Genomic DNA, 8,963 nt, shown 5'->3' on the forward strand with positions numbered 1-8,963 from the left:
GTTGTCAATGGCGGAAGGAGGCAATAACGTGGAGAAAAAAACAACTAAATCAAAAGCTGTAAAAAATACCGGAAAGCCAGATGTTAAAGATAAAAATGCTAAAATGGCTATAGTAAAGAAGTTAATAGATAAGGGCAAAAAAAATGGAAACTTAACATATAAAGAAATAATGGATGAGTTAGATGAAATAGATTTAAGCCCAGAGCAAATAGAAAAGATTTATGAAGTTTTAGAATCAATGGGTATAGAGGTTGCTGGAGAAATAGGCGACAACGAAGAGGTTGAAGAAGAGATAGATCTTAGTGTTCCAGAGGGAATATCAATAGATGACCCTGTTAGAATGTACTTAAAAGAAATAGGTAAAGTTCCACTACTATCATCAGAAGAAGAAATTGACTTAGCTAAAAGAATAGAAAATGGAGAAATGTATGCAAAGAAAAAGCTTGCTGAAGCAAATCTTAGACTTGTTGTTAGTATAGCTAAACGATATGTAGGTAGAGGAATGTTATTCTTAGATCTTATTCAAGAAGGAAATTTAGGACTTATAAAAGCTGTTGAAAAGTTTGATTATAGAAAAGGATATAAGTTTAGTACTTATGCTACATGGTGGATAAGACAGGCAATAACAAGAGCTATTGCTGACCAAGCAAGAACTATAAGAATACCTGTTCATATGGTTGAAACTATAAATAAACTTATAAGAATACAAAGACAATTACTTCAAGAATTAGGAAGAGATCCTCTTCCAGAAGAATTATCAAAGCATATGGATATGCCAGTTGATAAAGTTAGAGAAATACTAAAAATAGCGCAAGAACCAGTTTCACTAGAAACTCCTATAGGAGAGGAAGAAGATAGCCATTTAGGAGATTTTATACCCGATGATGATGCACCAGCCCCAGCAGAAGCTGCAGCATTTACTATGCTTAAAGAGCAGTTAATAAATGTATTAGATACTTTAACTCCAAGAGAAGAAAAAGTATTAAGATTAAGATTTGGATTAGACGATGGAAGAGCAAGAACACTAGAAGAAGTTGGAAAAGAGTTTAATGTAACAAGAGAAAGAATAAGACAAATAGAAGCTAAGGCTTTAAGAAAACTAAGACATCCAAGTAGAAGTAAAAAATTAAAGGATTATTTAGATTAGCACCTTATTTTAGGTGCTCTTTCTTTTATTTAAATAAATTTCCATAAATATAAAAGAGAATTATAAATAATAAGAAAATTTTAAGCATATACATATATTTAAAATATATGATATAATTTTTTTTGAGGTGATTATGTATGAATTTATATAAGCCGAAAAAAGGTGTAGCTTTATATGAACTATTGGCTTATGTTATATTAGGAGATTTACTTGCTATATATATATGTAGCATGCTTAATTCTTATTTAGAATTTAATTTAATTAGAATGTGTATTATAGTATTTTCTTTATACTGCATCTTATATATTTTAATGCTAATAACATTAAAATATGAAGTTAAGGAAGATGAAATAATAATAAACAGCTTATTCGGACTAAAGAAAGTTAACATACCTTTTAAAGATATAAATGGTTATTATACTCAAAAAGATAATATAAAAGGAATAAAGTTATCTGGAGTAGGAAAAGGTAAATTCTCTTTTGGAAGAAGTGTAATTGAAGGTGTAGGAATAACTTATATGTTTATTACATCCTCAAAGGAAGTTATATATTTACATACAGATGAAATGTCTTATGGTATTTCCCCGGAAAACTTTGAAAAATTTAAAAGTATTTTAGAAACTAAGGGGATTAAAGAAAGATCCTTTAAAACTAAGATTAATAAAGTAAGAGATTTATATAAAGAAAAAAGTTTTCTTATTCCATTTATTGTAGTTACATTGATGATTATATTTATAACATTAAATCCATTTATTTTATATTTAATGCAAAGGTTACCTTCTCAAATGCCTATAGCATTTAATGCTAAGTTTGTACCTACAGTATGGGGACCTGGAAAGCTATTTGCTTTTAGACAAATGGCTTATGGAGCAATGAACATGGTTATATTAGTTTGTATGCAATTTGCTTCCTATTTTTGTGCAAAATATCATAGAAAATCAGCATATAAATATATATATATTGCATTAATATGTTCTGCAACATTTTTATTTATTCAAATACAAATATTAAATATTTATTTATAGTTAAGAAGTGAGGAATTATGGAGTTAAGCAAAAGATTAAAAATTATAGCTGGCCACGTTGATAAATGCAAAAATATAATAGATGTAGGAACAGATCATGGATATATACCTATTTATTTAGTAAAAAAAGGTATATGTGAAAGTGCTGTTGCCTCTGATATAAATAAAGGACCTATTGAAAAAGCTCAGTTTAATGTTAATTTTGAAGGTCTCAAAGACAAAATAAGTTGTAGGCTTGGAGGCGGACTTAAAACTGTAGAAAAAGATGAAGTAGAAGCTGTAATAATTGCAGGTATGGGTGGAAATCTTACAAGAGATATACTTTTAGATGATATAGATAAAGTTAAAAATTATAAGTTTTTAATACTTCAACCAGCACAAAATCCAGAGGTTTTAAGGGAATATCTATATAATAATAATTATGATATTTTAGCAGAAGATATTTGCTTTGAAGAAGGAAAATATTATGAATTATTTAAAGTAAAATATAATGATGATAATAAAAGGGTATTTATAGAAAATCCTTTAGATTTTGAAATAAGTCCAATTCTTAAAGAAAATAATCATCCTTTATTTAAAGTATTTGTACAGAGCAAAATAGAAAAGTACGAAAATATATTAAAATATATTAAGGTAGATACACTTTCAGCTAAAGAAAGAAAAGAAATCATAGAAAAAAATATTAATCTTCTTAAGGAGATGATATGATGAAAGTTAAAGAGTTAGAGAAAGTTTTAGAAAATATAGTACCAGCTAATCTTAAAGAAAGCTACGATAATGTAGGACTAATGGTAGGGGATAGAGAAGCTGAAGTAAATAAGGTACTATTAGCTTTAGATTGTACTTTAGATGTTATAGAAGAAGGAAAAAAGGAGAATGTAGATATTATAATAACTCACCATCCTTTATTATTTAAAAAACCATCTACTATAACTACAGATACATTATTAGGTAAGAAAATAATAGAACTTATAAAAAATAATATAAATCTATACAGCCTTCATACCAACTTAGATTCTGTGCAAAATGGGATGAATGATACAATAGTTAGTTTATTAGGTTTTAAATCTTCTAAAATTATAGAAAAGTCATCTCAAGATGAAAATGCTGGAATTGGGAGAATAGTGAATTTAGATAAGGAAATTACCCTAAAAGATGTTATAGATATAGTGAAAGATAAATTAAAAATAAAAGATTTAAGATATGCAGGAAATTTAGAAAAGAAAATAAAAACTATAGCTATTATAAATGGGAGTGGTCAAGATTTCTTTAATAAAGCTAAGTATTTAGGAGCAGACTGTATTATAACAGGTGATACTACTTATCATTTTGTTAGTGATTTTAAAGAAATGAAAATAGGTATAATAGATATAGGACATTTTGGGTCAGAATGGATAACATTTTTAGAAGTAGCCAAAAATCTTATAATCAAAGAATTAAAAGATAAGGACTCTAATTTAGAGTTTTTAATATCTAAAAAGACCAAAGATCCATATAACTTTATATAACTTTAGTAACATTTCATAAAAAACAATAGGTTAAATTTTAGATAGCACCAAAATTTATTCATATTATAGTTAAATTATAAAACTGTCTTTCAATAACTGTAGTTTGGTTTTATAATATAATAAGTTTTAATATGATAAATTAGTGCTATTTTTTTATTTTATGGGGGGGATGGTTTGAGCAATCTAAGTTTAAATTATAAGAAAAAATTATTAAGATTAAGTTGGCCTATATTTATTGAAAGTTTATTATTTATGTTATTAGGTAGTGTAGATACATTTATGCTTAGTAAGTATTCAGATAACTCAGTAGCGGCTGTTGGAGTATCTAATCAACTAATAGGATTTATAAATTTAACCTTTGCCATAATAACAACAGGTACAGCTATTTTATGTGCTCAATATATAGGAGCTAAAGATAATGAAAAGGTATCAAAAGTTTCTATGGTATCTTTAATTTTTAATGGATTTTTAGGTGTAGTTTTAAGTTTAGCTTTAGTGTTCTTTGCAAAATCAATATTAAATATAATGAATATAGGACACGAGTTAATGGATTTTAGCAAAAGTTACTTAATAATAGTTGGTGGGGCATCTTTTGCACAAGCTTTATCAATGACTGTTGGAGCAATACTTAGAAGTCAAGGTTATACTAAAATAACTATGTATATAACTATAGGAGTAAATATTTTAAATATTATTGGAGACTATGCTTTAATATTTGGTAAATTAGGATTACCTTCTCTGGGGGTAACAGGTGCTGCTCTATCTACAGCTATAAGTAAGATAGTAGCTTTAATAATAGCTATCTATATATTATTTAAATATATAGATAAAAATTTAAAGATAAACTTAATAAAACCCTTTCCAGTAGATATATTAAAACAATTACTAAAAATTGGAGTACCAAGTGCTGGAGAACAAATTGCATATAATACGTCACAAATTGCTATAACTTATTTTATAAATATGATAGGGGTAACAGCTCTAACAACTAAGGCTTATGTTAGCAATATTGTTATAGTAACTTTTGTCTTTTCAGTAGCTATAGCCCAAGGAACAAGTATTTTAGTAGGAAATCTAGTTGGAAAAGAAGAGAAAGAAAAAGCATATACTCTTTGTTTTTATAGTTTAAAATTATCCACTGGAATTACTTTTATTTTATCTACTTTATGCATAATCTTTAGTAAGCCTCTTTTAGGAATATTTACATCAGATCCTAATATACTATCTTTAGGTTTTAAAGTTCTTGTAGTAGATTGGTTTTTAGAATTTGGAAGAATGGCTAATATAATTATAATTAATTCTTTAAGAGCAGCAGGAGATGTAAAGTTTCCAGTATATTGCGGTATAGTTTCTATGTGGGGAATTTCTGTTGTAATGTCTCATATATTAGGAATAAAATTAGGATTAGGGCTTGTTGGCGTTTGGATATCCTTTGCAATGGATGAGATAATAAGAGGAATTCTAATGTATATGAGATGGAAAACAAAAAAATGGCAACAAATAAGTTTAATTTATTCTAGATAAGAATTTGATTTAAAAATTTAATAGTGATAATATATAAACATAACTAAATAAATCACAGATATTGTGAAGAGGTTCGTAACCATCCCTCTATAAAAAACTAGGAATTTTTTAAAGTGTATTTAAGTCGCCCTAGTGCGGCTTTTTATTTTGATTTCTTTAAAATTATGATACTTTAAATTAATTTTTAGAAAGGATAGAGAGGAATCTATCCTTTTTTTATATTATAAATAAAATTTTAAAACACATTTATAAAAATAGAAATTAGGGAGGAGAATTTAAAATGGAGAGAAGAAAAGTAATAATAGATTGCGACCCAGGTATAGATGATGCTTTAGCTATAATGTTAGCTTTATCTTCTAAAGAAATAGAGGTTATAGGAATAACAATAGTTTCTGGAAATGTTAGGGTAGAAAAAGGATATAAAAATGCTTTGAAGATTTTAAATAAAATGAATAGATTAGATATTCCAGTATATGTTGGGGAAAAAGTTCCTTTAGTTAGAGAACTTATTACAGCAGAAGATACTCATGGAGAAGATGGTCTTGGGGAAACTTATTTTGAAGAAATAGAGGTTAAAAAACTTAGAGAAAATGCAGTAGATTTCATATTAAAAACATTAGAAAAAAATAAAAAAGATACTGTATCAATAATTGCTTTAGGACCTTTAACTAATTTGGCAAAGGCTATTCAAAAGGATAAAGAAGTTTTTAATAAAGCAAAAGAGATTGTTTCTATGGGAGGAACATATAAAAGTCATGGCAACTGTTCTCCAGTGGCTGAATTTAATTATTGGGTAGACCCACATAGTGTTAGACATATATTTCATAATATAAAAATTCCTTTTTTTATGGTAGGACTTGATGTAACTAGAAAATGTGTATTAACACCAAACTATATTGAACTTTTAAGACAATTTAAAGATGAAAAAGCAGATTTTATTGTTGATATAACAAGGTTTTATGTAGACTTTCATTGGAAGCAAGAGAGAACTTTAGGTTGCGTAATTAATGATCCCTTAGCAGTAGAATATTTTATTAATAGGGATGTTTGTAAAGGCTTTTATAGTTATGTAGATGTAGTTACAGAAGGTATAGCAATAGGACAAACGATTGTAGATAAAGAAAACTTTTATAAAAGAAATCCTAATTGCTTTGTACTTACAGAGGTTGATAATAAATATTTTATGAAAGATTTCTTAAAGAGAATTTTTAAGGACAAAGTAGAAGATATTGATTTAATTTTTAATAACAATTTATAATTAGATAGGAGGAAACCTTGTGAAAAAATTAAATACTTTAAAAATAGCTATAATAGGAATTGGAATAGCTTTAAATATAGTAGGAGCTTTTATAGCATTAAATTTAAGATTACCTATTTACTTAGATTCTTTAGGAACTATAATGGTGAGTTTTTTGCTTGGACCATTTTATGGAGTAATAACAGGATTATTAGGCAGTATTACAAGTGGAATAACCTTTGATATATATTCATTATATTTTGCACCAGTTCAAATTTTTACTGGATTTTTATTCGGTGTATTATTTAAAAAGAATATATTTAAAGGCAAAAATTTATTTTTAGGAGTATTTATAGGAACAATATTTGTAAGTTTTATAGGTGCAGTGATAACAGCATTTGTGTTTGGAGGTTTTACTTCATCAGGATCTAGTTATATATTAATTATATTAAAGAATTTAGGAGTAAATCCAGTTTTGAGTGCTTTTATAGTACAATTTGTAACAGATTATTGTGATAAATTAGTAGCAACTATTTTGATGATAAAAGTTGTGAATTTAGTTCCGAATAGCATAAAACAAAAGCTATATGATAATAATTTAAACCATAATCATATAAAAGCTTAACTTAAGAAGAGTAGGTGAAATTTTGAATAGATATAGCGAAATTACAAATAAAAATCAAAGAGAAATAGTACTTTTAAAAGGACACCCTTGTATTTGGGGAAAATGCACCTTTTGTGATTATATAAGTGATAATTCAAATAATGAAGAAGAGATGAATAAAACAAATATAGAAGTTTTAAAAAATATAACAGGAAAGTATGAAGTTTTAGAGGTTATAAATTCTGGTAGTTGCTTTGAACTTCCTAAAGAAACCTTAATAGAGGTTAAAAAAGTTATAAAAGATAAAAAGATAAAAAAACTTTTTTTAGAAAGTCATTGGTGTTACAGAAATAGGCTAAAAGAAATGGAAGAGTTTTTTGGAATTCCTATAGTATTTAAAATAGGAGTTGAAAGCTTTGATAATGACTTTAGAAATAATTTCTTAAATAAGAATGCTAGATTTAATGATTATAAAGAAGTAAAAAAATACTTTCAATCTATTTGCTTAATGGTTGGTATTAAGGGCCAAACAAAAGAAATGATAAAAAATGATATAGATATAGTATTAAATAACTTTCCATATGGAACAATAAATATATATACGGAAAATACCACTAAAATAAAAAGGGATGAGGAGTTAATAAAGTGGTTTGAAGATGAATATAGATATTTAGAGAACAATGAAAGTATAGAAGTACTATTTGAAAATACAGATTTCGGAGTTGGTGATTAAAAATTTTATTTAATTACTGACTATATTATTTGTTCTCTCATAAAATATAATAATGAGCAATAATAGGAGTTAGTAATGTGAGTAAAAAAAGAAAGAAAAATAATAATTCAAATAAAAACATAGATGGAATAGTTAATGACTTTAAAAAAGTAGGATATGATTTAAGAAAAATGTATAAAAGCCATATGAAAAAAAGTTATGATTTAAATAAAAATTTTAGATCATTAAAAGAAAGAAAAGATGCAAAGTTTATGGCTACAATTTTAATCATAGTCACTATTTTTATACTTATTTTAAGTAGAGTTGGAATACCTATTGCAATAATATTACTTTTAATAATATTTTTTATGTTAGTTGATGATAAATAATTATATTCTTACTTATAAATAAGCTCAAATTAAGAAAGAATAGCGTTTTTAATAGGCTTTTCTTTAAATATTGTGAAGTAAGCTTAAGCAACAAAGAGATAACTTAAACTACTATTATTATTAAAGTAATATACTATAAGATATTACTTTAAACAAAAACTATTATTTTAAAATAGTATAATATTTTAAATAAGATAATAAATAAAACCCTATATAATTCACATTATAAAATTAATACAAAAAGCAAATAAATTTCTAAAATTTAATAGAATTTCATTTATTGGAAAAATAAAATATTAATATTTGTTTGCAAAATTTAATTTAATATGTTAATATAAATCTTGCGAGTAAGCCAGACAATCGCTGCTGAATTTATTCAGGAGAGGAAAGTCCGAGCTCCATAGGGCAGGGTGCTGGTTAACGGCCAGTGGAGGCGACTCTAAGGATAGTGCAACAGAAATAAACCGCCTATTTATAGGTAAGGGTGGAACGGTGAGGTAAGAGCTCACCAGCGTATAGGTGACTATACGGCTATGTAAACCCCACTTGGAGCAAGACCGAATAGAGAGACATTATGGGGCTGCCCGTCCCGTCTCTGGGTGTGTCGCTTGAGCCTATGAGCAATCATAGGCCTAGATAGATGATTGTCAAATACAGAACTCGGCTTATAGACTTATCTCGTATATGGAAAACACTAGGTTAATGCCTAGTGTTTTTCTTTTTTTGCGTTGAAAACCACTGGCTATGCCAGTGGATAAAAAGGCTTTAGCTCTGAAGAAAAAAAGAACTCCTATGATAAAATGAAATCGACTGACAAT

General features: G+C 26.9%; 9 protein-coding genes, 1 other RNA gene and 1 riboswitch. All 10 genes read left to right on the plus strand.

Annotated elements, in window-relative coordinates; all coding sequences use genetic code 11:
* The first annotated feature begins 7 nt into the window (after positions 1–7).
* The 10 genes from rpoD (at position 8) to rnpB (ending at position 8,830) form a co-directional block, all read left to right on the plus strand.
* Positions 8–1,147 carry an RNA polymerase sigma factor RpoD gene (gene rpoD / locus BUA70_RS11260; RefSeq protein ID WP_072897391.1) on the plus strand — a complete coding sequence of 380 codons (1,140 nt, stop codon included), beginning with the start codon at positions 8–10 and terminating at the stop codon, positions 1,145–1,147.
* A 137-nt stretch (positions 1,148–1,284) separates the two neighbouring features.
* Entirely contained in the window at positions 1,285–2,172 is an 888-nt protein-coding gene (locus BUA70_RS11265) for a PH domain-containing protein (protein ID WP_072897381.1), read from the plus strand.
* A 17-nt stretch (positions 2,173–2,189) separates the two neighbouring features.
* Positions 2,190–2,879 carry a tRNA (adenine(22)-N(1))-methyltransferase gene (locus BUA70_RS11270; RefSeq protein WP_072897383.1) on the plus strand — a complete coding sequence of 230 codons (690 nt, stop codon included), beginning with the start codon at positions 2,190–2,192 and terminating at the stop codon, positions 2,877–2,879.
* On the plus strand, positions 2,879–3,679 hold the full coding sequence (locus tag BUA70_RS11275) for a Nif3-like dinuclear metal center hexameric protein (RefSeq protein WP_172607484.1): 801 nt from the start codon (positions 2,879–2,881) through the stop codon (positions 3,677–3,679). The genes BUA70_RS11270 and BUA70_RS11275 overlap by 1 nt, the downstream gene beginning before the upstream one ends.
* Before the next feature lie 174 nt (positions 3,680–3,853).
* Positions 3,854–5,203, plus strand: a complete 1,350-nt coding sequence (locus BUA70_RS11280; RefSeq protein WP_072897386.1) for an MATE family efflux transporter — start codon at positions 3,854–3,856, stop codon at positions 5,201–5,203.
* Between the two features lie 62 nt (positions 5,204–5,265).
* Positions 5,266–5,310: riboswitch (PreQ1 riboswitch) on the plus strand.
* A 173-nt stretch (positions 5,311–5,483) separates the two neighbouring features.
* Positions 5,484–6,461, plus strand: coding sequence for a nucleoside hydrolase (locus BUA70_RS11285; RefSeq protein WP_072897387.1), 978 nt, complete (start codon positions 5,484–5,486; stop codon positions 6,459–6,461).
* 19 nt (positions 6,462–6,480) lie between these two features.
* Positions 6,481–7,065 (plus strand): ECF transporter S component, encoded by a 585-nt coding sequence (locus BUA70_RS11290; RefSeq protein WP_072897388.1) that lies wholly within the window; start codon positions 6,481–6,483, stop codon positions 7,063–7,065.
* A 22-nt stretch (positions 7,066–7,087) separates the two neighbouring features.
* Entirely contained in the window at positions 7,088–7,777 is a 690-nt protein-coding gene (locus tag BUA70_RS11295) for a radical SAM protein (RefSeq protein WP_072897389.1), read from the plus strand.
* Between the two features lie 77 nt (positions 7,778–7,854).
* Positions 7,855–8,145, plus strand: a complete 291-nt coding sequence (locus tag BUA70_RS11300; protein ID WP_072897390.1) for a hypothetical protein — start codon at positions 7,855–7,857, stop codon at positions 8,143–8,145.
* A 344-nt stretch (positions 8,146–8,489) separates the two neighbouring features.
* Positions 8,490–8,830: RNase P RNA component class A (gene rnpB / locus BUA70_RS11305), an RNA gene on the plus strand.
* Positions 8,831–8,963: the final 133 nt, after the last annotated feature.

The organism is Clostridium fallax (genome assembly GCF_900129365.1).
GTDB classification, from domain to species: domain Bacteria; phylum Bacillota; class Clostridia; order Clostridiales; family Clostridiaceae; genus Clostridium_AH; species Clostridium_AH fallax.

Bases quoted from the DNA above. Each gene is read 5' to 3' on its own strand.
- rpoD (WP_072897391.1), top strand. From the start codon at position 8: ATGGCGGAAGGAGGCAATAACGTGGAGAAAAAAACAACTAAATCAAAA.
- BUA70_RS11265 (WP_072897381.1), top strand. From the start codon at position 1,285: ATGAATTTATATAAGCCGAAAAAAGGTGTAGCTTTATATGAACTATTG.
- BUA70_RS11270 (WP_072897383.1), top strand. From the start codon at position 2,190: ATGGAGTTAAGCAAAAGATTAAAAATTATAGCTGGCCACGTTGATAAA.
- BUA70_RS11275 (WP_172607484.1), top strand. From the start codon at position 2,879: ATGAAAGTTAAAGAGTTAGAGAAAGTTTTAGAAAATATAGTACCAGCT.
- BUA70_RS11285 (WP_072897387.1), top strand. From the start codon at position 5,484: ATGGAGAGAAGAAAAGTAATAATAGATTGCGACCCAGGTATAGATGAT.